The sequence below is a fragment of the Sphingobium sp. BYY-5 genome, from assembly GCF_022758885.1.
In the GTDB taxonomy this organism is placed as follows: Bacteria; Pseudomonadota; Alphaproteobacteria; order Sphingomonadales; family Sphingomonadaceae; genus Sphingobium.
Map to the genome: position 1 here is coordinate 132,015 of NZ_JALEBH010000002.1, position 24,636 is coordinate 156,650.

A 24,636-nucleotide genomic window follows, 5' to 3' on the forward strand; every position below is an offset into this window, starting at 1 on the left:
CACTCCGGTAAGAACAAATGTCCCGGCCGCGCAGGCCGGGACGAGTTTGGGGGAGGGTAGGGAAATCTCTAGAAGTTGAAGCGGACACCAGCCCGGTAGATGCGGCCCAGCGTGTCGTAGAGCGCTGGATTGATGTCCAGACCGGTATTGGTCTGCGGCGAGGCTACTGGGTCCTTGTCGAACAGATTGTCGACTTTGCCATAGATGGACAGGCGGTCGTTCAACTTGAACGTTGCGCCCACGTCCACGTAGAAAGCGCCCTTCATCTTGTTCTGGTCGATCGTCGGGTGGTTGCCGGTCGAAACCGGGCAGGACGACTGGCAGACGACATATTGATTGCCGAACGTGCCGTCGCTGAACCAGCGTTCCTGCACCGTCAGGGTCAGGCGACCGCTATCATAGGTCTGCGTGGCCAGCCATTTCCAATCGGGCGTGTTGCCGTTGTTCGCGCCCGCCTGATCGATCGGGTCGACGCCGGCAATCCCCGCACTGACCACGAATTTCTGGATGTGCGTTCCCAGCGCCCGGACGGTGAAGCTGCCCGGCAGGCCCAGCGGCTGCTGCCACTGATAGCTCGCCTCGATGTCGAATCCGCTCGTCTTCCACGACGCCAGGTTGAACGGCTGGACGTTGATGAAGTTGCTGCCCTGCGCGCCATCCAGTTGGAACCCGCCGCAAAAGGCCTGGTTGCCTTCGAAACAGAAACGGACGATCTGGTCTGCGGACAGGGTCGAGACGACGCCGCTCAGCTTGATATTATAATAATCGAACGACAGGCTGAGGCCCGGCAGCCATTCCGGACGTGCCAGGACGATGCCCAATTCGGTGTTCCGCGCGACTTCCGGCCGCAGGTTTGTGTTGCCGATCACGTTCTGGAACGCCTGCACCGCGACGTTGCGGAACGGGTCGTTGAAGTTGGGCAGGGTCGTGACGGTGGGGGCGGCGAAGAGTTCCGACAGGTTAGGCGCGCGAACGTCGCGCGAGGTGACGGCCCGCAAGCGCACGCCGCTCAATGGCGTATCCCAGGTGCCGCCGACCTTCCACGTCCACACCGTGCCCGACGTGCTGTAATGCGTGCCGCGGCCCGCCGCGTTCAGATTGGCGCGACCGATCGAATCGCTGTCGAACACGGGAAGGTCGACTTCAAGATAGCCTTCATAGACTTCATATTTGCCGCGGCCATTTTTGTAATTGCCGGCCGCCCAGTTGCTTCCTTGCGACGCATTGAGCAGCGGGTCGGCGGGATAATCGGGACTGTTCGGGCTGAGATCCGAAACGCCGGCGCCATAGGGATCGGCATTCACCCGGTAGAATTCACGACGATATTCACCGCCAAACGCAATGGAAACCGGCCCGGCCCATAGGTCGAACGGATTGCCGGAAAAGTTGAGGCTCGCGACATCCTGCGTCAGCTTGGTGTGCTGGAACGGACCATTTTCATGCGGCGCGACATAAGCGAGGGCCGATGCCGACGGCGCGAAATTGCCGAAGATATTGATGGGTACGCAGCCATTGGCGCGCGCCACCGGATCGCGGCACACGATGGCGCCGTTGAGCGAGATCGCATCTGTGGCAGCGACATAGCGGTTCTGGAGAACAATATCGCGGACGCGGATGTCCGAAATGGTGATGCCATGTTCATAATAGGCGTCATAATTCCAGTCGGTCCCGCCCAGGTCGAACTTGCCCTTGGCCCCGCCGACGAAGCGATATTGCTTGCGGTCGGTATAGACCTGCGGATCGGGGAAGGAGGCGTTGGACGAACCGAAACCAAAGCTGGTAATCCCCACGTTGGCGCAGCGGTCGCGGACCAGTTGCGGCAGATAGGGGTTCGAACATTGCACCGTCAGGCTGGCGCGGCCATAGCCGGGGCTGGGCTGGTTGTTCGTCTTGACCTGCGCGACATTGACCGTGACATAGACTTCATTGTCTTCGGCAAAGTCGAAGCCGATCCGGCCATAGCCGTTGATGCGCTCCAGCTTGGATTTGAGCGATGCGCCCGATCCCGGCGCGCCTGACAGGTCGCCGCCTTCGCAGAAGCTGTTGCCCGGATAGCAGTTGCTGACGCGGCCATTGCCGAGCGGCTGGCCGTTGGAGCCATATTGGAAATTATAGGGCGTGCCGTCCGGAGCGAAAGCAATGCCCTGCAACGGACCATTGTTGATCAGGCCATAGCGGGCATATTGATAGGGCTGCGCATAGTCGCGATAGTTGAATTGCGGCAGGCCGTTGTTGGTCTGGCCGGTATTCATCAGGGTCGTCGCGCGATACCAGTCGCGGCTGCCGGCCAGGTCCGTGCCGAAATCGCCTGCGCCCACGCCGCCTTCATGGTCATATTCGCCGCTCAGTACGACATGCAGGCGATTGTCGAGGAACGACTTGCCATAGGCCGCCTGGACCAGAGCAGTCTCGTCATCACCATATTTGGTGATGCTGCCCAGGATATTGCCCTTGAACCCTTCGAAATGCGTGTCGGTGATGAAGTTGACGACGCCGCCGACCGCATCGGACCCGTAGGAGGCCGACGCACCGCCGGTCACGACATCGACGCGCTTCACCAGCAGTTGCGGGAACATGCTGATGTCGGGCACGCCGGTCACGTTGGCGCCGACGACGCGCTGGCCGTCGAGCAGGGTCAGGGTGCGGATCGGGCCGAGGCCGCGTAGCGAAAAGGAACTGAGGCCCTGCTGGCCGCTCGACGTGCTGAACGTGCCGGTCGCGGCGCCGGTCGACCCCTGGAGCGACGGCAATTGCGCGATCGTGTTGAAGATGTTGGGCTGCGCATTGTTGGCGATCTGCTCCTCACCGATGACGGTGGTCGGCGTCGGCGCATTGAAGCCGCTGGTGGTGATGCGCGATCCGGTGACGACGATGTCGGCGGCGCGCGGGGCGTTATCGGTAGCGCTGTCCTGCGGCGCGATGCTCTGGGTCGCCGGCGCAGGCTCGCTTTGCGCTTGCGCGACGCCTGCCAGCGCCATGGACGCCATGGCGGCGAGGCTGACGCCGGCCAGGTGCCGGTGGATTGCGATCTGCACGTTCATTCATCCTTCCCCTTTATTTCCGGCCGCCCTCCCGGCGCCGGCGACGCCCGTGGCGAGCGCTCATCTGATGTCTATCCTGAGGGCCGCTGCATCGCACTTACGACATAGGTCGTAGGTGCGGCGGAACGGCGCGTTTCTCAGGGTTTTGCGGCGTAGAGCGCGTGATGCGTCAGGATGAAGAGCGTGCGCTTGTCCGGCCCGCCAAACAGGATCTGCAACGGGCGATCGGGCACGTCGATGCGCCCTGCCTCCTTGCCGTCCGGGCCGTAGATGAATATCTGCCCGTTCGCGACATAGACGCGCCCTTGTCCGTCGACCGCGACGCTCTCCCCGCCGCGATTTGTGAATGGCTTGAGGTTGGTCAGCGTGCCGTCCGCGCCTACCGTGCCGCTATAGGTGACATTCTCCGACCCGTTGGTGACGAAGAGGCGTTCGCCAGGCTTTCCGCCGACCAGCCCATTGGCGTTCAGGCTATCGGACCAGCGCCAGCCGACATGATTGATCGGTCCCTGTTGCCACACGCGGAAGGCGGGCAGCGACACACTGCCGTCGGGCGAGAGATATTCCTTTGCCTTGGGCGTACCGACATCGCGCGCGAACATTTCGGCCAGGGTGGTGAACTCGTAGCTCTTGGGATCGAGCTGGTCCTTGAACTCGCCATTGTTCCACCAGTTGACCGGGAGCAGCGTCTTCGCGGTTCCGCCGTTACGCGCCGGGGTCGGCTGGATCAATGTCATCTGGTCCGGTGGGCCGTCCGGATCGACCGAATAGACGCCCGCTTTCGGACCCAGCGATGACAGCACCAGCAGATGTCCCGACGCATCGATCGCCAGATTGATCGGATCGAGCGCATGGTCGCGCACGATTTCCAGCCCCTTAGCCTCGCTCCAGCGATGGATGCGCTGGAACCGGCGATCGATGAAATAGAGCGCGCCCTTGGCGTCCACCGCTGCGCCGGAAATGGACCAGAAGCCATCCTCCAGCTTCTCGACGCTCGTATTGCTTGGCGAAGCGGGAGCGATGGTCCGGTCCGCCGCGCCGATATCCAGCTTGGCGAATTCGCGTTCCCGCACGAAGCGCTTGCCCGTGACATCCTCGATCGCATTGTCGAACGGATATTTGCTCGCACGCAGGAAGGTGCCGCAGCCTTCATCGTCGCAGGTGGCGTAGCCGCTTTCGGCATTGATGTGGACGTTGCGGAAGCGGATGTCGCTCGAATTGGTCAGCTTCACCGCGCTTTTCTGGGGCGCATAGGTGCGTGTGACGCGATAGCCATGATAGTTGGCGAACAGCAGATTTTTCGAATTGCGGATATCGAGCGAGATGGCGTGCGGACCATCGTCTACTTCCTGTTCGGTTTGGGGGGCGAGGAACTCCCAATTTTGTACATTGTCGAGCACGAACTCGTTGCGGGCGTGATGTTCGACCGACATTTCATAGACATGGCCGGGCGTGCTGGTGTTCGTGACATAGAAGCCCGCCTGGGCGAAGGTGTTGGGGCTCCACACATTGGCGAAGGTGCCGCCCCCCCCGTCCGTCACCCAGATGCTGGGATATTGCGCGTCCATGCGTCCGTCGGTGATCGGGTCGCCGGTATGCGCCGTCAGCGTGCCCAGCATCTTGCCATCGGCAGTAGGCGTGCCGCCGCCACCCATGATCTTGACGTCCTCGACCAGGCTCTTCTCCCCCGACCGCCAGAGCAGTGCGGACGCGCGCGGGTTCACGCGGCCAGTGAAGAGGCCGAGGCCGGAGAGGATGTTGTCGCCGCCTTTAGGACTTTCGAGGATGGGCCGCACCGGTCCCAGCCCGGCATGGCGCGGATTGTCGTCAGGAATGTAGAGCTGCGTGATCGCCGGATGCAGGCCGATCAGCACGCTGTCCGGGCGCAGCGTCAGCCGGTCCGTCACCTTGTAGAAGCCGACCGGGAAATAGAGGATGCGATGGCTGTCGATCGCTTTCTGGATGGCGACGGTGTCGTCCGCCTTCCCGTCGCCCAAAGCGCCCAGCGACCGCACATTGACCCATTCGCGCATCGGCGGAAGGTCGCGGATGGCGGCTTCGCGTGGCGCTGGCATGGCGGGCAGCGGCTGGATGTCCGCCTCGGTCGCATAGTCGCCGGTGTGGCCGAGGTCAGGGATGGCAAGACCATAGGAGAAGGACGCGACCTTATAGGCCTTGCCTTTGCCGGCGACGGTCTTGCCGCTGTCGCGGAAATGGGCGAAAACCGGGCTGTTCACTGCCAGTGCATTGTCGAATCCGACCTGGGTGAAGACATTTTTCTCATTGGAGATGACGACGCCGGCTTTCGACACATTCTCGAAACGGACATCCTTGCCCCACAGGCTGTCGCTGTATCCGCGATCGATCTCGATCCCGACCGGTGTATTGCGGATCGCGACATTGACCAGGGTCAGGTCGACTTCATGTTCGCGGATCGCCGCGTCGCGCTGTCCGTCGAAGCTGGAATCGAGCAAAGTAAACTGCCAGGCGGGCGACGTCTTTTCCGTCACGATGCCATAGCGACCGCCCTGGAAATGGACATTTTCGATGACGTTGCCGGCCTGGTAGACGCCGGCGAACGCCGTTCCCAGGCGGAACTCCATATGGCTGAGAAAGGCATGTTGCGCCATGCGGAAGCGGACGCCCGCCGCCGCCGGATTGCCAGCGCCAATCTCGATATCGACATTGCTCATCGACGAATAGAAGGTGCCCGAATTGGCATCGCGGACGATCTTGTCGCGCGGCACCACGGTTGGTACGGGGACGGGCACCTGGCCGACATTATACTGGTCGCCACCGGCGAAGATGACCATCGTCGACACGCCCTGCTGAAACCCCGGCGTATTGGCGCCGAGCAGGATGACCGGCCGGGTCGGCCCGACGCCATAGACGCGCACCCCCGCAGGCACGATCAGCGAACGGGTGATGCGATAGGTGCCCGACGGCAGGAAGACGAGGCCATGGCCGGTCCTGTCGCGCGCCTGGTCGAGCGCCTGCTGTATCGCGGCGCTGTCGTCGGCGCGGCCATCACCGGTGGCCTTGACCGTAACGGCGTGAGGTTCGTCGGGCGCGACCGGAAAGACGGATGAACCGGCGGCCCAGGCCGGCGTTCCCAGGGCGGTCGCCGCCAACAAAGCCGCGATCATGCTGCGTCCGATCATAGCCCGCCTCTCCCATGCTGTCATATCCTTGCGGCGCATGGCTAGTGGGTGGGACAGGCTTTGGCACTTGCGACAAAGGTCGTAGTTTTCATGCCCCTGCGCGCCCTCCTATATCGAAGCGAGATTATTGCGATGCCCTGGCGCGTCGCCTGTCTGCAAGGGACGCCACGTTGCCGCCATCTGTCGATCCTGCTCCATCATCGGCCCTGTCCGTCATCGTCATGGGCGTGAGCGGTTGCGGCAAGTCGACGCTGGGCGCGCTGCTGGCCGAATCGCTCGACTGCCCGTTTCTGGAAGGGGACAGTTTCCATTCAGCCGAGGCGGTGGAGAAGATGCGCAGTGGTTGCGCGTTGACCGACGCGGATCGCTGGCCCTGGCTCGACCGGCTGGGGCAGGCAAGCGCGACAGCGATCCTGACACATGGCGCAGTGGTCGCCGCCTGTTCGGCGTTGCGCAGAAGCTATCGCGACAGATTACGTACGGCGATCGGTATCCCGGTGCGTTTCATCCTGCTGGAGAACAGCCGCGACCAGTTGCTGGCGCGGCTCCAGAACCGTCCCGGTCATTATATGCCCGCCAGTCTGCTGGACAGCCAGTTGGCGACGCTGGAACGGCCGCTGCCGGACGAACAGGCGATGATCCTGACCACCGACACGCCGCCCAGCCAGTTGCGCGACCGCTCGCTCGCCTGGCTGCGCTGAAATAGGACAGGGCGAAACGCCCTGTTGGGAAACAGGATGCCTTTTCGGGAGCCTGTGGCCATTGGGTCATGGGTGATCCTTACCCACGTCATTGACCATAGGAGGGCGAACCCGCATCCCCTTGGTTCGACTGGTCAGGTGAAACTTGCGATACAGGGCGCAGCGATAGGGGCGCAACACAATGTCGGCCCGGCGGATCACCACCCACGCCTCCTCTTCACTGTCATAGCGCGCCTTCTTGAGGCAGATGCCGAGTTTCGTCCGCATGGGTTCTTTCGACGAGAAGCGGAAAATATCTGGATGCGGGAGGACAAGCCGAACGCACAAGGGATCATAATCATTCAAGCCCGGATCATCCAGCTTGTCCGCATCGGGACAGGGCCAGTGTCCTCAAGGCATCAACCGCCGCCGTCCTTCCCACAAGTGCCAACGCATCGCGAGGGCCGCGCCTTCCGGGTCCTGCGCACGGATCGCATCGACGATCACTTCATGTTCGCGCAGCATGGTCGCGATCACTTCGGCCGGGCGTGATCGGGAAATGTCCACGCCTGCGCGCATGATCTTGTCGACATCGGCATGAAGTGCGTCGAAGGCGATCAGGAAGGCGGGATTGCCGGTCGCCTCGGCAATCCGGCGATGCAGTCCCATATCCTCGGCATGGGCCGGCTCGCTCGACAGCAGCGCCGTGCGCAGCATCTCCATGCCTTCCTCCACATGCGCCATTTCCTGCGCAGTGCGGCGGGTCGCGGCGAGGCGCGCGGCTTCCGCCTCCAGCACGAAGCGCACCTCATAGCTGCCCAATGTCGTCGGCAGTTCGGTGGACGGCATGAAGACGGCTAGCCGTTCGGAGGGCCGGCTCTTGACGAAGGAGCCGGCGCCGCGCCGGGCCTCCGAAATGCCGTCCGACGCCAGTCGCATCAATGCTTCGCGCACGATGGCGCGGGACATGCCGAACATCTCCGCCAGTCGCGCCTCGGACGGCAGGCGTGCACCGACTTCCAGTCCTTCGGACTTGATGATCTCGACGATCGCCGCATAGGCATGGTCGGAAAGCCGCGACTGGCTCATCGGGGTTCCTGTCTGTCGAACGAAGTCATGGCCGATCCCCCTAATGTGGTGGATTTGAAATACGCCACATTATAGCGGCTTGATGGGGAGCGTATTTCAAATCCATAAACCACATTAAAATCCAATATCTGCTAGTGACCTTTATGAATCTGAAGTTCGTTCAACGCCTGCCAAATAAGGTGACGAACTTCAGATTCGGGTCACTAGTTAGAAGATGCTGCTTGCGACAAGCACCAGCAGCAGCCCGACGATGGCGACCACGGTTTCCATGATCGACCATGTCTTGAACGTGCCGGGCATGTCAGTGCCCAGATAGCTCTTCACCAGCCAGAAACCGGGATCATTGACGTGCGAGAAGAAGAGCGATCCCGCGCCGATCGCCAGCACCATCCATTCCGGCTCCACGCCCGATGCGGCGACCAGTCCCTGCATCACACCCGCCGTGGTGATCGTCGCCACGGTCGCGGAACCCGTTGCCAGGCGGATGCAGACTGACACGCCCCAGGCCAGCAGGATCGGGGAGACCGCGCCGCCCTCGGCCAGGCGAACGAGCATGTCGGACAGGCCCGCCGTGACCAGAACCTGTTTGAGCGCACCGCCGGCCCCGATCGCCAATATGATCCCGCCGGCCGGCGTCATCGCTTCGGTCCAGATCGCGTTCTGGATGGTGCGATCGGTGATGCGGCGACCAAACAGCAGTGGCAATGCGACCAGAACGGCAACCAGCAGCGCCACGACGGGATCGCTGACCCAGGCGAGCCAATGGAAATGCGCGGCGACGGTCGGCGGCAGCAGAGCCACGGCCTGTCCCGCGGCGATCAGCACCACCGGCAGCAGCACGGCGGTCAGCGCACGACCGACCGAAGGCGTGGCGACATCCACTTTGACCGGATCGAGCAGCGGGGGGTTGAGCTTGACGCCGGGGGCCGTGAAGCGCGCCAGCAGGGGGCCTGCGATGATCGCGGTGGGGATGCCGACGATCAGGCCGTAGACGAGCGTCAGGCCCAGATTGGCGCCCAGCGCATTGACCGCCAGCAGCGGGCCGGGATGTGGTGGCACCAGGGCGTGGACGACCGACAGGCCGGACAGCGCGGGCAGCATCAGGCGCAGCTTGGCGGTGTCGCCATTCTGGCCGCTGGGAAGGGCCGCCGCCGCCGATGCGACGATCGGCAACAGCAGCACCAGGCCGGTTTCGAAGAAGAGCGGCAGGCCGATGACGATTGCGGTGAAGAGACTGGCCCAGGGCGCGCCGCGCACGCCCGACAGGCGGAGCGCCGCGCGGGCCATGCCGCCTGCGCCGTCGGACAGTTGCAGCATCGCGCCCAACCCCAGGCCGAGCGCGACGACCAGTCCGGTTCCGCCCAATATGGCGCCGGCGCCCTTTTCTACCGCCTTGGCGGTCTCCTCCATCGGCAGACCGGCGAGCAGGCCGACGGTGAAGGCGCCGCAGAGCAGGCCCACAAAGGGATGGAGCCGCCCGCGGATGATGAGGGTGATGGAAAGGGCGATGCCAAGGACAGCCGAGAGGACCAGCCGATAGTCCGCCGGCGTCATCGGGCGCTTGTCCCGCGCAAAATAGGCTTGACTGATACGAGGCCGAACGAAGCCGATCGACGAAATGGTAACGTCATCCTCTCCCCCTTTCTTATTCACGCAAATCCGGCGATTCGAGTGATCGAACCTTAAAATCTGTTAGACAGATTATAGGCAGAATTTCGGGTTAAACTACAATATTTCGCTCATATGTCGAATTTTCCCTTGAATCTGTCTGACTGATTCTCCTATCGTTAGCGCTAACGAATCCCGAAGCGTAGCGAAGCCATCGCGATTGACGCTTTCATGCTGGATCGAATGGGGAGAGGACGGATGCACGTCGCGACGGATCTGCACGATATTCTCGATTATCAGGATCATAGGCTGTCGGAACAACCTCGATTGACGCCGACCCAGATGAAGGTGTTGCGCTGCGTCCATTCCGGACTGCTCAACAAGCAGATTGCCTATGAACTGGGCATGGCCGAAGCTACGGTGAAGGTTCATATGACCGCCCTGATGCGCAAGCTGAACGTTCGCAACCGCACCCAGGCCGCCATCGTCGCTCGCAATCTGGACTGGGTGCGTCCCGCGCTCGGGCGGGTAGTGGACTGAAACGGTACTTCAGGCATTATAGCAAGGGAGGTTCGCATGGCGATCGGTTCCCGTCGTGAAATATTGGGTGGGCTGGGCGCTGGAATAATGCTGGCCGGTGCAGGCGCATGTGCGTCCGCCACGTCGTCTCGGAAGATCGGTTACGCCATCGTTGGCCTGGGCTCTTATGCCACGCGACAGATCATGCCCAATTTCGCCGGGTGCGATCATGCCCGGCTGGTCGCGCTGGTCAGCGGCACGCCGGCCAAGCTCGATCAATATGGCGCGCAATATGGCATCCCGGCGACTCATCGCTACAGCTATGCCGACTATGACCGCATTCGGGATAACCCGGACATCGATGCGGTCTATGTCGTGCTGCCCAACGCTATGCACGCCGAATATAGCATCCGCGCCGCCCAGGCCGGCAAGCATGTGATGTGCGAGAAGCCGATGGCGACGTCGGTTGCGGAATGCGAGGCGATGATCGCCGCCTGCCGGAAGGCGGGGACCAAGCTGATGATCGGCTATCGATCACGCTTCGAACCCTATAACCGATTGGCTATCGAACTGGCGCGCGGCAGCCATGTCGGGCCGACGCGGTTCATCACGGCGGAACATGGCTTTTCGATCCAACCGAACCAGTGGCGCCTGGATCGACCGCTGTCCGGCGGCGGATCGATGATGGACATTGGCATCTACAGCCTGAACGCCGCCCGCTATCTGACGGGGGAGGAGCCGGTCGAGGTCAGTGCGATCGAATCCACCGACCATAGCGATCCGCGCTTCCGTACGGTGGAGGACAGGGTCAGTTTCGTGCTGCGCTTCCCGTCCGGCATCGTCGCCAACTGCATTTCCAGCTATAGTTCGGGGCATAATGGCTATCGCGTCATCGGCACTGAGGGCTGGATCGATATGGAGCCGGCCACGCCCTATGCCGGCCAGGCGATGACGATCCGCAAGGATGGCGTCACGGCACCGCGCACATTGGCCGCGCCGGCCAAGAACCAGTTCGCCGGTCAGCTCGATCATCTGGCGGAATCTATTCTCAACGGCGGCACGCCGATCGTTCCCGGCGAAGAAGGACTGGCGGACCTGCGCGTGATCGAGGCGATCTACCGATCGGCGGCCGAGCGGGTGAAGATCAGGCTTGGTGCCTGAAGCGGCGCTGGCCGGGGGCTTCCGGCTTCCTTACCCTGTCGCCTCACGCTTCTTCCCGACAAAACGGTTCGTCGGACGCGGCAGGCCCAGATTTTCACGGAGCGTCCGTCCCTCATAGGAGGTTCGGAACAGGCCGCGTCGTTGCAGTTCCGGCACGACCTGATCGACGAACCGATCAACCGAACCATGCAGGTCGGGGAACATGATATTGAAACCGTCCGCCGCGCCGGCGCGGAACCAATGTTCGAAATCGTCGGCGATATCCTGTGCGCTGCCGAACAGGATGCGATGACCCCCGGCAACCATCTTGCGTAGCAACTGGCGGACGGTCGGCTTTTCCCGGTGGATGAGGTCGATCACCAGCTGCTGTCGGCTCTTGTGCGTATTGGTGACGGGAATGGCGGCCGGCAGCAGCACCGGTTCGTCCAGCGGCAACTTCCAGAGGTCCACCCCGAGATTGACGAAGCGGGATATCCCCTTGAGCGCCGAGACCGGATCAAGGAGATCCTGGAGCGCTTCATAGCGGGCGCGGGCGTCATCCGCGTCCTTGCCGACATAGACGGATACGCCCGGCAGGATGCGTATGTCGGCGCGCTTGCGACCATATTTGGCGAGACGGGCGGTGATATCGACGTTGAAACCCAGCGCTTCATCGATCGTCTGCGCTGCGGTGAAGATCAGTTCCGCCGTGCGTGCCGCCAGTTCGCGCCCGTCGTTTGAGGAACCGGCCTGCGCGATGACGGGATAGCCCTGAACGGGGCGGGCCGCGTTGAGCGGTCCTTGCACGGCGAAATGCCGGCCCTTGTGGTTCAGAAGGTGCAACTTGTCGGGATCTGACCAGATACCGCTATTCTTGTCTTGTATGAAGGCATCGTCTTCCCAACTGTCCCAGAGGCCGGAGATGACGTCGAAAAATTCCTCGGCCCGTTCATAGCGCTGGGCGTGCAGCACATGATCCTCGCGATTGAAATTCTCGCCCCCGCCAAGCGACGTGACGAGGTTCCAGCCAGCCCGCCCCTCGCTCAAATGATCCAGCGAGGCGAGGCGGCGCGCCAGCGTATAGGGTTCATTATAGGTGGTGTTGGCCGTGCTGATGAGCCCGATCTGGCGCGTCACCACCGCCAGTGCGGGCAGCAGCGTGAGCGGGTCCCACCGCATCCCCTGCGATGTGCGGGCGAGCGAGTCCGCGTCCAGATCGGGCACGGCAACGCTGTCGTTGAGGAAGAGGGCGTCGAACAGCCCTTCCTCCAGCTTTTGCGCGACCCGCGCATAGGGCGCGAAGCTGCGGGAGGCGTTCGCATCCACCTCCGGCAGCCGCCAGCTCGCATTGTGCGAACCATGTCCCGACAGGAAGGCGCCGAGTTTGAGCGTGCCGGAGGGATGGGTCATGCCTGTTTCTCCATCAGAAACTGAAAGACAGGCGGCCATAATAATAGCCGCCATAGAAGCCGAAGGGGGACTGCGCGGGATAGGGGGGGAAGCCGTTGGTGTCCGGCAGCGTATTCTTGTCCGGATAGGTGTCGAAGAAATTGTTCGCGCCGATCGCGACGTTGATGTTCTTCGTCGCCTGGAAGGACAGGTCGATGTCGGCGATCCATTTCGCGCCGTAGAATTGGTCGGTCGCTGCCGTGGTGCCGAGGAAGGCGACCTTGCCGTAGCGGGTTTCGCGCAGGTTGAGTTTCAAATTGCCCAGGGTCAGATCCTGTCCCAGGATCAGCTTGGTACGCGGCAGATTGCGGTCGATATAGCCCTGCGCCTGCCGGTCGAACAGCGTCAGGTTGAGCGCGGCCAGTGCCTGCGGATTGTCGGCGACGCGGGTAATCTTCGTCTTGTTATAATTATAGCCGGCCGTCAGCCGCAGCGATTTGTCCGTCCCCAGCGGCTGGAGATAGTTCAGCACCGCTTCCACGCCGCGCGTGCGGGTGTCGATGGCGTTGGCGAAGTAGCGGACCGAATAATTGGGGTCGAAGCCGTTGGCGACCAGGATCGCGCTGACACCTGCCCCGGTCAGATAGCCGGTCTGGGCGATGCGGTCGTCCAGCTTGATCTGATAGGCGTCGATCGACAGGTTGAGGCGGGTGCCGAGCTTGTAGGTAAAGCCCGCGGAAAGATTGAAGGATTTTTCAGGCGTCAGCGCTTTTGCGCCCAGCGCATCGCCGATCGCCGTGCCCGGCCGCACCGATTTGGCGGTGATGAATGTCTGTACGCCGTTGACGGTGGTATATTGGTTGGACGTCTGGGCAAATGCCGACTGGGCGAGGGCTGGCGCGCGGAAGCCATTGCTCACGGTGCCACGGAAGGCGAAATTATCGGTGAAGTCGAACCGGGTCGTGAACTTGCCGTTCACCGTGTCCCCCGCGCTATCGTCATAATGTTCGGCGCGGCCCGCCAACGCAACGAACCAGCGCGGGATCGGGTTGAGGCCGATGTCGATATAGGCGGCATAGCTGTTGCGGCTGAGCTTCGCCGCATCTTCGGGCGTCAGGACGATCGCGCCTTGAGCGCCGATAGTGGCGTAGCGGCCGGCGAGCGGCGTGCCGGCAGGGTAACGGTAGAAACCATTGGCATAGGATTCCGGATCGCCGGCGATGGTCTGGAACCGTTCATAGCGATGTTCGGCGCCGAAGGAGATTTTGAGCGGTTCGGCAAGGCCGATGTCGATGCCCTTGGAAATATCGACATTATTGGTCCACTGCGCGAATTTCGCCGTGAATGTCCAGAATTCGGTCGGACTGGCATCGCCCAGCGAGGCGTTCAGGCTGTCGGTCGATCCGTTCCGAGTGCGGTTCTCGCCATAGGTGCTCGACAGATCCCAGGTCCAACCGCCACTTTCCCCCTTGATGCCGGCCAGGACCTGAAAATCCTTCTCGTCCAGCGTGTAGTTGGGCGCGTAGCCGTCGGGGAAGATCGACAGCACCGCGTTGGTGGAGTTAGGACGGCGGAAATTCTGGCCGATGGTCGCCTCGCGCGTGGACCATGTGGAGGAGGAATAGAAGGTCGCCCCGGCGGACAACGGCACTTCCGCATTATAGAGCAGGGTCAGCGCGCGCAGATCGGGAAGGCCGCCGGTAAACACCGTTTTGTCGCGATTTTCGCGCGGGTCCGGCTGGCCGTTGGCAAGCGGATAGTAGAAGGCGCCGGTCGCGGGAATGGCGCGCCGCGCGTGATTATTGTCCTTGGCGTTCGCCGCGATGTTGATGAAGCCGCCTTCGCCCAGCCTGAAACCGATATTGCCCCCGGCTTCGACATTGCGGCCGTCCGATACGCCGCGATAGCTGTAACGCTGGCCGGCGTTGAGGCTGAGCGTGCCGCCCTGCGCAGCATCCTTCAGCACGATGTTGATGACGCCCGCGATCGCGTCGGACCCATATTGGGCGGCGGCGCCGTCGCGCAGCACTTCGATCCGCTTGATCGCCGCAGCGGGTATCAGGTCGATGTCGACCGAGTTGGAACCCTGATCGACGCTGCCGGTGGACAGGTTGAGCAGCGAACTATTGTGACGCCGTTTGCCATTCACCAGCACCAGCACATGCGATCCGCCAAGGCCGCGCAGGCCCGCCGGGCGCGCGACACTGTTCCAGGACGAACTGCTCACCGTCAGCGAATTGAAGCTGGGCAGCAGCACGCCCAGCGCGTCGCGCAGCGAACTGTTCGCGCCCAGCGTGGCAAGCTGGCTTTCATCGATGACGTCGATCGGCGCGGGGCTTTCGAAGACGGTGGTGGCGCGGCTGCGATTGCCGATGACCACGATGGTCGACTCCGCATCGGCTTCGGCCGGGGCGGGGCTGTTCTGGGCCTGCGCTGCATGGCCGATGCTGACCGCCGCAAGCATGGCCGATGACAGAAGGCTCCAGCGGAATGTCCCGGATAGCGAAATGCTGGATGTGCGACGGATGACCTTGTTGTTATGCACTGAAATTCCCCGATTTTTGATTGTTATGATATTTGTTTCAGAGGGAGCCGATTCAGATCAGCCCTTTGTCCCACAGGCGCGACAGGTCGTAGCGACCCTTCACCAGCCGAAATTTGAACAGATCGTCAGCGACCTGTTGCAGGTTGGTCATTGCCGTCCGATCCGGCGGCACGATCAGTCCGGGACGGCTCGCCTCCCGCGCCAGTCGCAGGAACAGCGCGGCGGGTTGATTGCTGAGCTGTCCGGACCGGTCGGCCCAGCGATCAGGATTGCGGTATATCCATTGCCAGGTCGCCTGTTCGCGGCGCAGATAGTCCTGGATCGCTATGCGCTTGAGCGGATCGGCGAGCGCTGCGGGATGAGCGGATATGCAGAAATTGCCCGAATAAAGTCCCTTGACCGATCGGACCAGCCATCGCCCGCCGAGCAGGCTTTCGGTCAGTAGGGCGGATATGCCGCTGGAAACCATGGCTTCCACATGCCCGCGGGTGAAGGCGGCATTGGCGTCGTTGATGGGCAGGCCGATTGCCTTGACGTCGTTCAACGTCATGCCATGTGCTTCGAGCAGTTTGAGCAGATAATAATGATTATTGGTGTTGGGCGTATAGGCGATCGTCCGGCCCCGCAGATCATCGAACCGACGGGCGGACGACCCCTTCACCACCAGCACACCGCTATTATTGACGTCGCCTTGATGGGTTGCGATCAGTTTCAGCGATATTCCGGACTGGACGGCGAAGGCCGGCGGAATCTCGCTCATATAGGCATAATCGAGTTCGCCGGCGGCATAGGCGTTGAGCACGAGCGGCCCGCCGGGCAAGTCGATATAGCGGACCTTGTAGGGCGTATCCGCCTGACCGGCCTCCTCCATGAAATTGCCCGCCGTCGTCTTGTAGCGCCATATGTTCAGCGTGACGTCAGAGAGTGCGCCGGCGCCTGGCGCGGCGCGGCAACCCGCAAGCGCCAGAGCGGTCAGGGCGCCCGCGCCGGCCAGCAGTCCGCGTCGCGAAAGGAATGGGGTGGAGCGCATCAATCGAACAGGTCTGGCTCGTCCCGGATCACTTCATCCCAATAGGGCAGGAAGCTGAGCCAGGCCCATGCCTCCCGCTGCTCCGCTGACGGCGGCCGTGCTGGTGGATCGATGATCGGCGTTCCCGCTGCGAGCGCCGCGAGTTGCACCCGCGCGGCGCTTTCATAGGCGATGAACCGCCAGGCGGCACTTTCGACGCTGTTGCCCACCGTCCAATGCCCATGATTGCGCCAGAGGAGGATGTTGCGATCGCCCAGGGCGTGGACGAACTGGCCCGCCACCTCCTCCCGCGCTTCCGCTTCGGATTTTTGCGGAGGGCGATCGGGCGTGAAAAGCACCTGATCGTCATGAAAGACAGCCAGGTCGGCGACAATCGGTTCGACCGGCCTGCCAAAGGCGGACCAGGTCTTGGCGTGGAAACTATGCGCGTGGACGATCCCCACCACCTCGGGCCGTGCGCGCTGGACACCGTGATGATAGGCGATGCCCGACACATTGACCGGTCCGTCGCCCTCGACCACCCGGCCGTTGCCGTCGATGCGCAGCAGATCGGAGACGCAGATATGCGAGAAGGGAACCCCGACCGGATTTACCCAGAAATGGTCCGGATTCTCCGGGTCGCGCGCGCTCAGATGCCCCGCCAGCCCCGGTTCCACGCCATGGCGTGCGAGCAGCCGGAGCGAGGCGGCTAGCTGTTGCTTGCGGTGCAGGCGTTCATCGATGATGGAGAGATGCGACTTGGGGACGGCCGCAAGCGGGCCGTCCCCATCGCGCGGAACCCCATGGATGCGCGGGACAGGGAAGCGAGCGGACGCATAGCTTGGGGAAGAAATCGATCGGGTTGGCATAGGCCGCAAAATAGAAGCCGGATCGACAGTCGGGGAAATGATTAGAACCCGGCATTATATAATAAATTTATATAGTATTTGCAGCGCTTGATCGTGAACGGATTTCGTTCAATCGACCGCTCGCTCCTTGCAGATTTCATAGATTCTGACGTTGCAATCATAAGACAGGGCCGATGAGGTCGGTGATACCCGCCATATCCAAAACAGACAGCGGGAACCTAATGATGAAATCTCTGGGGACATGGTTCTATGCCGGGCTGACGATCACCCTGATCGCGGCGAGTCCGGCCATGGCGGCAGCGGACGTGACCGCTCTCCATGCTGCAGCGCTGCCGCTGGATGCGCATGTCGACATTCCCGATGATTTCAATCCGGCGCGGGCCGACAGAAGCGGTCAGGGGCAGTTCGACCTGGCGCAGGCGGCCACCGGCGGATTGCGGGGCGCGGTGCTGGCCATCTTCGCGCCGCAGGAAGCGGAAACGACTGCAACGCTTGGTCAGGCGCGTGCGATCGCCGATCGCAAATATGCGGCAATCGCGGGTATCGCCAAAGCCTTTCCGGCTCAGGCGGACATCGCGCTGACGCCCGCCGATTATGGCCGCATCACCGCCGCCGGCAAATTCGCCATTGTCGAAGCCATCGTGAACGGCGGCGCTTTTGTAGCGGGGCCGGAGGACATCGATCCCTGGGTCGCACGCGGCGTCCGGGTCTTCGGCTTCGTCCATGCTGGCCATAACCGCCTTGCCGACAGTTCCCGCCCCGCATTGGTACGGGGTGAAGGGGCCACGCGTAATGGCGGCCTGTCCGACGCGGGCAAGGCTGTTCTGGCGCGGCTCAACGCTCTGGGCGTGCTCGTCGATGTGTCACAGCTCAGCGATGCGGCTTTCGCTGACGTGCTTTTGCTCAGCACCGCGCCGGTCATCGCCAGCCATTCGGATTTACGCGCGCTGGTCGACAACAGCCGCAATCTGACCGATGCGCAACTCGATCAACTGAAGGCGAAAGGCGGCGTGATCGCGATCAACGCATTCAGCGCGTATCTCCGTCCACGCGATCCCGCCTTCGCGGCCAAGATTGCCGCGTTACAGGGCGAATATGGCCTGACGGGGGATGCAAAGCCGGTCCTGCCGCCCGAAAAGGCAGCAGAATATGACCGGCGTTATCACGCCTTGCGCGCCACCGAACCGCGCGCGAACGTCAAGGATCTTGTCAACGCCGTCGACTATGCCGTGAAGCGCGTCGGCATCGATCATGTCGCGCTGTCGAGTGACTTCAACCATGGCGGCGGCATCGATGGCTGGCAGGATGAAGGACAGGCGCGCGCTGTCACCAAGGAATTGGCGCAGCACGGCTATGACGAAGCAGCTATAGCCAAGCTGTGGAGCAGCAATTTCCTTCGCGTTTGGGGAGAAGCCCAGGCGATCGCGACACGGCATTAAATAGTTCGCCCAGAGTTTCCATCGGGCCCTCCATCATGGTGTATTTCGCTATCCGCTTGAATGCGAAGCGAAACATATATGTGCCGGATCTACGGGAATCGAGCAGTTTGGGGTTGCCTCCACGGGCTTCTTTTCCCAACGTGCCGGCCTACCCAATATGGAGTGAAGAATTGGAGACAGTCTCGATCGTGCTTTTCTTGCTGCTGGCGGTCGTCGTCAGCGGTGCGCTATCCCGGATGCTGCCGATATCCATCCCGACGCCGCTGGTGCAGATCCTGCTGGGCGGCGTTGTCGGTCTGTCGACATCCTACCGGGTGGAGCTTGATCCCGAACTCTTTCTTTTCCTCTTCCTGCCGCCGCTGCTCTTCCTCGACGGCTGGCGCATTCCCAAGGACGAACTGTTCAAGGACGTGTCGACCGTGGCCGAGCTGGCGCTGGGCCTTGTCCTGATGACCGTCATCGGCATGGGCCTTTTCATCCACTGGATGATCCCGGCCATGCCGCTTGCGGTCGCCTTCGCGCTCGCGGCCGTAGTGTCCCCCACTGATCCGATCGCGGTGTCCGCCATCGCCGCGCGCGTGCCGATCCCCAAGCGCATGATGCATATCCTGGAGGGGGAATCGCTGCTCAACGACGCATCGGGCCTAGTCTGCCTGCGGTTCGCTGTTGCCGCGGCGCTGACCGGAACCTTTTCCGCGAGCGTGGCGGTCCTGAACTTCCTCTGGGTGGCCGGCGCGGGATTGGCGATCGGCGTCGCCGTGACGCTGGCAGCCACCAGGGCGAAAGCGTGGGTCACGAAATATTGGGGAGAAGACACCGGATCGCAGATATTGGTCAGCCTGCTGATCCCCTTCGGTTCCTATCTGCTGGCCGAGCATATCCACGCATCGGGCATATTGGCGGCCGTGAGTGCGGGCGTGACGATGACCTTCGCGGAAATTTCGCGGCAGGCGATGGCGGAAACGCGGATGCGCCGCAATTCGGTGTGGGACATGGTCCAGTTCACCCTCAACGGCATCATCTTCGTGCTGCTGGGCGAGCAATTGCCGGCGATCCTGGCCGGGGCCAAGCAAACCGTCGCCTTGACCGGGCACAGTGCGCCCTGGTGGCTGGGCGTCTATATCGTCGCGATCGTCGCCGGACTGGCCACGCTGCGCTTCCTCTGGGTTTGGGGATCGCTCAAGCTTACCATCCTGCGCAAGCGCGACACGGTAGATGTCATCAAAAGTCCTGAATGGCGCTTGATTGCGGCCATGTCCTTTGCCGGGGTGCGGGGCGCGATCACCCTCGCAGGCGTACTGACCCTGCCGCTGGTTCTGGACAATGGCGCGCCTTTCCCGGCGCGTGACCTTGCCATCTTCCTGGCTGCGGGCGTCATCATCGTCTCGCTGATTATCGCCAGTATTGCGTTGCCGCTGCTGCTCAAGGGACTGACCATGCCGCCCGAACCTTCCCGGCAGGCGGAGGAGGATCAGGCGCGCGTCATCACGGCCGAGGCCGCGATCCAGGCCATAGAACGCCATCAGCACGCCCTGGCCGAAAGCCACGGCGATGCTGCTCGCTATACCCGTGCGGGCGGCCAGATCATGGATATCTATCGCGAACGGATCGAGGGACTGGAGAAGGACCAGGCCGAGGCGGTTCGTGCGCAGGGCCGCTTGGTCAGCGAGTTTCACCTGGTCGGGATCAAGGCGGAACGATCCGCCTTGATGCAACTGGCGCGCGCACGGCGGATCGGCAGTGAAACGGCGCGCAAACTGACGCGCGACCTGGACCTTTCGGAAGCGCGTCATCGACATTGATCGCGCTTACCCGCACCGATTGAACGGATCGCCCCTGCGCGGGGCCAGAATATCGGTTGCAGAAGGCGAAAGCCGCCCTTTCATGAACTAATTTTCACCTTGTGCCCACGTGCCGGTTACATGGTTCGGTCTATTCCATCGGAACGGTCATCGTGCATGACCAAAGAGTGAGAGGCGGCACGTCCCCCTGTCGTGCCGCCTCTCCAAATCGTCGAATGGAACGATGCACAGACCGATTTTCTATGATGCGAGCGGGCGTCGGCGGCGTTTGACGTTGCCCACCCTGTTTTTTGCGCTGATCGCGGTGCTGATCGCGGCGACGGCTTTTGCCGTCACGATCGTCGATGTGCCGGTGCCGCCTGCCGTGCCTCTGCGGATGGAGCGGCCGCAACCTGAAGGCATCGGACAACGGCTCGGGCGCATTGGCGCGTCATTGCGCAAACTGGCGAGCTGGTTGCCGAAGGAAAGCCGCGTGCACGCAACCCGTCCCGTCAACGTCGCCTTCTATGTGCCATGGGATGATGCCGGCAAGGCGTCACTGCGGCAACATATCGGACAGATTGATTGGGTTGCGCCAACGCTCCTCTCTGTCACGGGGCGCGACCATGCCCTGCATGTGACGACGGACCCGGTCTTTGCCTCCATCCTCCACACCGCGCATCACCGTCCACGTGTGATGCCGGTGGTGCAGAATGTCGCGGATGGCGACTGGGATGGCGCCGGAACCGCCGCGCTGTTGCACGACCGTGCCGCGCGGACTCTGTTTCTGAACCGCCTTCTCCCCGCCTTGACGACCCTGCATGGAGCGGGCGTGATATTCGATCTGGAAGCGTTGCCTGCCAGCGCGCATGGCGACTATCTGGCCTTCCTCCGGCAGGCGGCTGCGCTGTTGCATCAGCATCATATGCAAGTGATGCTGACCGTGCCGGTGGAAGACGCCAACTGGAACCTGCGGGCCTATGGGCAGGTGGCCGATCGGTTGTTCCTGATGGACTATGACCAGCATTATGTCGGGCAAAGCGCCGGTCCGATCGCGGCGCAGCCCTGGTTCGTGGCAAGGCTGCGGGCCGCGCTGCGAGAGGTTCCCGCGTCCAAGGCGATCGTCGCGGTCGGCAACTATGCCTATGACTGGACCGAAGGCAGCAGCCCTGCCGACGCGCTCACCATCGAGGATGCCTGGCTTTCCGCCCATTATGCGGGCGCGCCGATCCGGTTCGATGCCGCGAGCGGCAACGCCACTTTCGATTATCAGCAGGATGGAAAGGTTCATCATGTCTGGATGCTCGACGCGGCGAGCGCATGGAACCAGATTCACGCCGTACGGCTATCGGGTGCGGGCGGCGTGGCGCTTTGGCGACTGGGGTCGGAAGACCCTGGTTTCTGGCCCGCTCTCGATGCGCGCAATAAAGTCCCGCCGATCGGGATGACCCGGCTGACCAGCTTCAATTCCGTCGATGTCGAGGGCACGGGCGAGATATTGCGCATCGACGATGTGCCGACCATCGGTCATCGTGCCATCTCCCTGGGTTCGGGCCGGAATCAGGGACTGATCGTCGACGAACATTATGCCAGCCTGCCCACGCCCTATGTGATCCGCCGCACCGGCTATAAGCCGCATCTGGTGGCACTGACCTTCGACGATGGGCCGGACGGAGTGTGGACCCCACCGATCCTGGATATCCTGAAAGCCGCCCATGTGCCGGCGACCTTCTTCGTCATCGGCGAGAATGCCATAATGCATCCGGGTCTGCTGCGGCGGATCATCGCGCAGGGCGGCGAGATCGGCAATCACAGCTATACCCATCCCAATCTGGCGCAGGTGTCGCCACGGGGCGTGTCGCTGGAACTCAACAGCACGCAGCGGCTGGTCGAAGCCTATACGGGCCATGCGATGCGGCTGTTCCGCGCACCCTATTTCGGCGATGCCGAGCCGACCACGGCCGACGAAATCGGGCCTGCGCTGGAGGCGCAGAAGGCTGGCTATGTGAATGTCGGCCTGCATGTCGATCCGGGCGACTGGACGCGGCCGGGCGTGGACGCCATCGTAGAGCGGACAGTCGAGCAGGTGGAAGCAGGCAATGCCGACCGGTCGGCGCAGATCGTGCTGTTGCATGACAGCGGCGGCGACCGGGCGCAGACCGTCGCGGCGCTGCCCCGGATCATCCAGATGCTCAAGGCGAAGGGCTATCACTTCGTTACGGTATCGACGCTCGCGGGGCTGACCCCCGCACAGGTGATGCCGCCGATCCGTGGCGCCGACCTTGTCGCCGTCCGCATTGATGTCGCGATATTCCTGGTCGTCGCGGCGATCGTGACGTCGCTCAAATGGCTGTTCTTCGCCGTCATCCTGTTCGGCATGGGACGGGCGGTCATGCTGGCGGGGCTGGCGCTGGGGAGCCGCTTGAAGTCCAATCGCGTCGATCCGCCGGCCATTCGTCCCGGTGAGTTCGTGTCGGTCATCATCCCGGCCTATAATGAAGCCAAGGTGATCGAGGCGTCGGTCCGGCGCGTGCTCGCCAGTCGCGACGTCACGCTGGAGGTCATCGTCGTCGACGACGGATCGACCGACGCGACCAGCGCGATCGTCACCCAGGCCTTTGCCGACGAACCGCGGGTGCGGTTGCTGACACTGGCCAATGGCGGCAAGGCGGCAGCGCTCAACCGGGCGCTGGAGATTACATCGGCGCCCGTCATCGTCGCGCTGGATGCCGATACGCAGTTCGAGGAGCTGACGATCGCCCGGCTGGCCCGCTGGTTCGACGACCCGCAGATCGGCGCGGTTGCGGGCAATGCGATGGTCGGCAACCGGGTGAACCTTGTCACCCGCTGGCAGGCGGTGGAATATGTCACGGCGCAGAATCTGGAACGCCGCGCTTTGGCCCGGTTCGGCGCGATCACCGTGGTTCCGGGCGCCGTGGGGGCATGGCGGCGGGCAGCGCTGGACGCTGTCGGCGGCTATCCGCTCGACACGCTGGCCGAGGACCAGGATCTGACGATCGCGGTGCAGCGGGCGGGCTGGCGCATCGCCTATGATACAGAGGCTGTGGCCTGGACCGAAGCGCCGGAGAGCTTCCGCGCGCTTTCCCGTCAGCGTTTCCGCTGGGCATATGGGACGTTGCAATGCCTGTGGAAGCACCGGACCATCTGGCGCGACGGCAATCCGGCCGGTCTGGCCTGGGTTGGCTTGCCGCAGGCCTGGCTGTTCCAGATCGGCTTCGCCATGGTTTCGCCCATCATCGACCTGGCACTGGTGGTCAGCATGATCGACACGGCTGTGCGCGTGCATCAACATGGTTGGGCGCAGACGGAAAGCGACGTACTGCGCATGGCGGTCTACTGGCTGGCCTTCACCGCGGTCGACATAGCCTGTGGCGCAGTAGCCTATCGGCTGGAGCCGCGTGAGCGGCGCTATCCGGCGCTGCTGCTGGTGGCGCAACGGATCGTGTACCGGCAGATCATGTATAGTGTCGTCATCCGCGCGGTGAGCACCGCCATCCTGGGGCCATGGGTGGGCTGGGGCAAGCTGGAACGGACGGGGCGTGTGCAGTCGGGTGAGGACTCCGCCAGCACCGCCATCGCGGCCGCGCCCGAAGGCAGTCCAGTCGCATGAAGGCGATCACCCGCACCGGCATCATCCTGACGGGCGTGGTGCTGCTGGCCTTCTGGTATGTCGGCTATATCGGGGGCAGTTTGTTCAGCGTCATGCCCGCCACGGACCAGGCGTCGCCGCATCCGCGTGCGGTGGCGCTCTATCTGTCGGGCGACATGGGGTTCCATGCGGGACTTGGGTCCGAAATGGTGACGCGGTTGAATCGGCACGGCATCAGTGTCGTCACCGAAAACAGCCTGCACTTCTTTCGCACGCGGCGGACGCCGGAACAGACCGGCGCCATGATCGCCGAGGGGCTGCGCCGCGCCATTGCCATTGACCCTGCCGCCCCGCTGTTGCTGCTCGGTCAGTCCTTCGGCGCTGATGTGATCGCGCCGTCATTGCCTTATGTGCCGACGCCGCTGCGCAAGCATATCGCCTTTGTCGGATTGATCGCGCCGGGCGCGACACGGCAATGGCGCGCCTCGCCATCCGAGATATTCTCGATCGGCGAGCCGGAGGAGGATGCGGCCGTGGCCGCGCAGCATCTGAGCTGGGTGCCGCTGCTGTGCATCCAGGGACAAGAGGAGCGCACCAGCCTCTGCCCGTCGCTCCATCAGCGCAATGCGAAACTGGCCGCGCTGCCGGGCGGCTATGCGCTGGGCCATGATGCCGACGCGGCGAGCGCGGTGCTGCTGCGGGCGATCGACACTATTCTCGCCGGACCCGGACAGGGTTAGCGATTCAAGGGCCATG

The 24,636-nt window shown here is 62.9% G+C and carries 16 protein-coding genes; 7 read left to right on the forward strand and 9 right to left on the reverse strand.

Annotated elements, in window-relative coordinates; translation table 11 throughout:
• Window positions 1-68: 68 nt before the first annotated feature.
• Both MOK15_RS16935 and MOK15_RS16940 read right to left on the reverse strand, forming a co-directional pair.
• Complete coding sequence (locus tag MOK15_RS16935; RefSeq protein ID WP_242932895.1) at window positions 69-3,041, reverse strand: TonB-dependent receptor; 2,973 nt, start codon at window positions 3,039-3,041, stop codon at window positions 69-71.
• A 137-nt stretch (window positions 3,042-3,178) separates the two neighbouring features.
• Window positions 3,179-6,202, reverse strand: a complete 3,024-nt coding sequence (locus tag MOK15_RS16940) for a glycosyl hydrolase family 28-related protein (RefSeq protein WP_242932896.1) — start codon at window positions 6,200-6,202, stop codon at window positions 3,179-3,181.
• Window positions 6,203-6,423: 221 nt separating this feature from the next.
• Between MOK15_RS16940 and MOK15_RS16945 the strand changes: the two genes are divergently transcribed.
• A complete protein-coding gene (locus MOK15_RS16945) occupies window positions 6,424-6,903 on the forward strand; it encodes a gluconokinase (RefSeq protein WP_242933770.1) in 480 nt (159 codons plus the stop codon).
• Between the two features lie 66 nt (window positions 6,904-6,969).
• Here the strand turns inward: MOK15_RS16945 and MOK15_RS16950 are convergent, their stop codons facing one another.
• The 3 genes from MOK15_RS16950 to MOK15_RS16960 all read right to left on the reverse strand — a co-directional run bounded on the left by MOK15_RS16950 (window position 6,970) and on the right by MOK15_RS16960 (window position 9,525).
• Window positions 6,970-7,170 carry a hypothetical protein gene (locus tag MOK15_RS16950; protein WP_242932897.1) on the reverse strand — a complete coding sequence of 67 codons (201 nt, stop codon included), beginning with the start codon at window positions 7,168-7,170 and terminating at the stop codon, window positions 6,970-6,972.
• A gap of 123 nt (window positions 7,171-7,293) precedes the next feature.
• The gene (locus MOK15_RS16955) at window positions 7,294-7,971 is read right to left on the reverse strand and encodes an FCD domain-containing protein (protein ID WP_242932898.1); all 678 of its coding nucleotides are present in this window, start codon (window positions 7,969-7,971) and stop codon (window positions 7,294-7,296) included.
• A 207-nt stretch (window positions 7,972-8,178) separates the two neighbouring features.
• Window positions 8,179-9,525 (reverse strand): gluconate:H+ symporter, encoded by a 1,347-nt coding sequence (locus MOK15_RS16960; RefSeq protein ID WP_242933771.1) that lies wholly within the window; start codon window positions 9,523-9,525, stop codon window positions 8,179-8,181.
• Window positions 9,526-9,837: 312 nt separating this feature from the next.
• On the opposite strand from MOK15_RS16960, the gene MOK15_RS16965 reads away from it, so the two are divergent.
• Both MOK15_RS16965 and MOK15_RS16970 read left to right on the forward strand, forming a co-directional pair.
• On the forward strand, window positions 9,838-10,119 hold the full coding sequence (locus MOK15_RS16965) for a response regulator transcription factor (protein ID WP_242932899.1): 282 nt from the start codon (window positions 9,838-9,840) through the stop codon (window positions 10,117-10,119).
• Window positions 10,120-10,155: 36 nt separating this feature from the next.
• The gene (locus MOK15_RS16970) at window positions 10,156-11,259 is read left to right on the forward strand and encodes a Gfo/Idh/MocA family oxidoreductase (protein ID WP_242932900.1); all 1,104 of its coding nucleotides are present in this window, start codon (window positions 10,156-10,158) and stop codon (window positions 11,257-11,259) included.
• A 30-nt stretch (window positions 11,260-11,289) separates the two neighbouring features.
• Here the strand turns inward: MOK15_RS16970 and MOK15_RS16975 are convergent, their stop codons facing one another.
• The 4 genes from MOK15_RS16975 to MOK15_RS16990 are packed head-to-tail and all read right to left on the reverse strand — an operon-like array spanning window position 11,290 to window position 17,050.
• Window positions 11,290-12,648, reverse strand: a complete 1,359-nt coding sequence (locus MOK15_RS16975) for an LLM class flavin-dependent oxidoreductase (protein WP_242932901.1) — start codon at window positions 12,646-12,648, stop codon at window positions 11,290-11,292.
• Between the two features lie 13 nt (window positions 12,649-12,661).
• Window positions 12,662-15,172: a TonB-dependent receptor gene (locus MOK15_RS16980; RefSeq protein ID WP_242932902.1), complete on the reverse strand. Its 2,511-nt coding sequence runs from the start codon at window positions 15,170-15,172 to the stop codon at window positions 12,662-12,664.
• Between the two features lie 52 nt (window positions 15,173-15,224).
• On the reverse strand, window positions 15,225-16,202 hold the full coding sequence (locus tag MOK15_RS16985) for an ABC transporter substrate-binding protein (protein ID WP_242932903.1): 978 nt from the start codon (window positions 16,200-16,202) through the stop codon (window positions 15,225-15,227).
• Complete coding sequence (locus tag MOK15_RS16990; RefSeq protein ID WP_242932904.1) at window positions 16,202-17,050, reverse strand: class II aldolase/adducin family protein; 849 nt, start codon at window positions 17,048-17,050, stop codon at window positions 16,202-16,204. Before MOK15_RS16990 ends, MOK15_RS16985 begins: the two co-directional genes overlap by 1 nt.
• Window positions 17,051-17,271: 221 nt before the next feature.
• Here MOK15_RS16990 and MOK15_RS16995 point away from each other — a divergent pair, with 221 nt between their 5' ends.
• The 4 genes from MOK15_RS16995 (at window position 17,272) to MOK15_RS17010 (ending at window position 24,620) form a co-directional block, all read left to right on the forward strand.
• Window positions 17,272-18,489 (forward strand): membrane dipeptidase, encoded by a 1,218-nt coding sequence (locus MOK15_RS16995; RefSeq protein ID WP_242932905.1) that lies wholly within the window; start codon window positions 17,272-17,274, stop codon window positions 18,487-18,489.
• 170 nt (window positions 18,490-18,659) lie between these two features.
• Window positions 18,660-20,291 (forward strand): Na+/H+ antiporter, encoded by a 1,632-nt coding sequence (locus tag MOK15_RS17000; protein WP_242932906.1) that lies wholly within the window; start codon window positions 18,660-18,662, stop codon window positions 20,289-20,291.
• Window positions 20,292-20,514: 223 nt separating this feature from the next.
• Entirely contained in the window at window positions 20,515-23,901 is a 3,387-nt protein-coding gene (locus MOK15_RS17005) for a glycosyltransferase (protein ID WP_242932907.1), read from the forward strand.
• Complete coding sequence (locus MOK15_RS17010; RefSeq protein ID WP_242932908.1) at window positions 23,898-24,620, forward strand: virulence factor; 723 nt, start codon at window positions 23,898-23,900, stop codon at window positions 24,618-24,620. Before MOK15_RS17005 ends, MOK15_RS17010 begins: the two co-directional genes overlap by 4 nt.
• The last annotated feature ends 16 nt before the right edge of the window (window positions 24,621-24,636 follow it).